This is a genomic window from bacterium, assembly GCA_021372515.1.
Taxonomy (GTDB): Bacteria; Gemmatimonadota; Glassbacteria; order GWA2-58-10; family GWA2-58-10; genus JAJFUG01.
Genome location: JAJFUG010000096.1, coordinates 1 through 1,931 on the forward strand (window position 1 = coordinate 1; position 1,931 = coordinate 1,931).

The window sequence follows — 1,931 nt, forward strand, 5'->3', positions numbered from 1 at the left end:
CCCAGCCGCGCGAGGCCGTAGCCCCCCACGGCGAGCTCTGAGGGATCGAGACGGTCCTGACGGCTGTTCGACTCCAGGCCCAGTTCCAGGTAGGGCTCGCGCAGAGCGCCCAGCGGGTCGGCCGCGTAGCGCACGGCCGCATCCAGGCGCAGCGGCGGGATCCAGGGCAGCGGGTTGCCGGTGGAGGTGTTGTCGCCGCTGACAAAATCGAGCGCGGCGCTCAAGTTCAGGTGACGGTCGGGCTGGGCCTCGGCGCTCAGCTCGAACCCCACCAGGCGGGCGTCCCCCTGGACCACGTCGTAGATTTCGAACCCAGATTCCTCGTCGTAGTCCCCGGTCGGCCGCGAGTAGATGTAATCGCGGATGTGGTTGACATAGGCGCTCAACTCGGCGCGCAGGCGCGAGGTCTGGGCGCGCAGGGCCAGGTCGGTGTTGAGCGAGTGCTCCGACTTGAGCGCCGCGTTGCCGCGCTCGAACGCCACCGTGCCCTCGTGAACTCCGTTGGAGAACAGGTCGAAGCTGGAGGGGGAACGGAAACCGCGGCCCACGTTCAGCACCAGGGCCAGCGGCTCGCTGATCCGGTAGAGCAGCCCGGCGTTGCCGGAGAACGAGTTCCAGCGGCGGGTCTGGGCCGACACGCCCAAGTCCTCATCCGCGCTCACTTTCAGGCTACGGTGATCGTAGCGCGCGCCGAACGACAGGTGCCAGGGGCCGCGCTCGGCCTGCTCGAACACGAACAGCGCCACGTTGTCGGCATCGCTGGCCGGGATAAGGGTCTCCTCGCCGAACTTGTCAAAACTGTTGCGACCGGCGGTGAACCCGACCAAGCCCTCCAGCGGCCCCAGCGGCGCGTGATGGTAGTGCGCCAGGCCGGTGACTGTCCTGGACAGAAGGCCCAGGGCCACCTCATCCGAACCCGCTTCCTCGAACTCACGGCGGCGGTTGCGCTCGTAATTCAGGTTCAGCTCCAGGTGCGAGCGAGCGCTCAGCGGCAGCGTGGTGCTGACACGGGCCATGTCCTCCTGGATTTTCTGGAACGGGCTGGCCGCGGGGTCCTCGGACGGGTCCTCGTGGATTTCGAGCTTCTCGTCCCGGTGGCTGAACTGGCCCTCCACCGAGCCCCAGCCGCCCTTGTAGCCCAGCGCGCCCTGGCCTGTGCCCGACTGGAAACCGGAGTTGAACAGCTTGCCCAAGGGGGTGCGAAGGTCGGTGCTGTTGCGGCCGTGCCAAGCGCCGCGGAACCCGAAACCCTCGCGGGCGCCCTCCAGGCTGAACCCGCCGTCCACCGCGCTGTTGTTGGAGCCGTAGCCGCTGGCCACCCGTCCCCTCACGAACGGGTCCACGCCGATGGCGTTGGGAAGGGGCCGCGCGATCAGGTTCACCACTCCGCCCAGGGCGTCCGAGCCGTAGAGCACACTGGCCGGGCCGCGGATCACCTCGATATGGTCAAGGTCATCCGTGTCCACGTTGGGGCTGTGCTCATCCCCCCACTGCTGGGTCTCCACCCGCTGGCCGTCCACCGCCACCAGCACCCGGTCCGAGCCGAGGCCGCGTATCACCGGCTTGCCGATCCCGGCGCCGGTGTTCCAGCTCCTGACTCCCGGCAAGTCGCTGATCGTCTGGCCCAGCGAGGCTTCCTGCCTGGTGCGCAGGTCCGACTCGTCCAGCATGCCGGTGGGCTGGGGCGAGGTCATCGCGGTGGTCGGCGTGGCGCTGGCGCTCACCTGGATGCCGGGCAGCTCGAGCACGCTCTCGCGCAGGCTGACCGAAAGAACCGGGGTCTGGGGGCTGATCTCCACCCGCCGCACCTCGGGCGCGTAGCCCGTGCGGCTGAACGAAACCCGGTAGGCCCCGGCGGGAAGGCGCGGCAGACTGTAGCGGCCGTCCGCGCCGCTCACCGTGCCGCGGCTGATCTCGATCACGAACACGCT

General features: G+C 69.1%; 1 protein-coding gene. It reads right to left on the minus strand.

Going from position 1 to position 1,931, the window contains the following annotated elements:
* The coding region (locus tag LLH00_09565) for a TonB-dependent receptor (GenBank protein ID MCE5271515.1) at positions 1–1,931 on the minus strand (1,931 nt) is incomplete at both ends.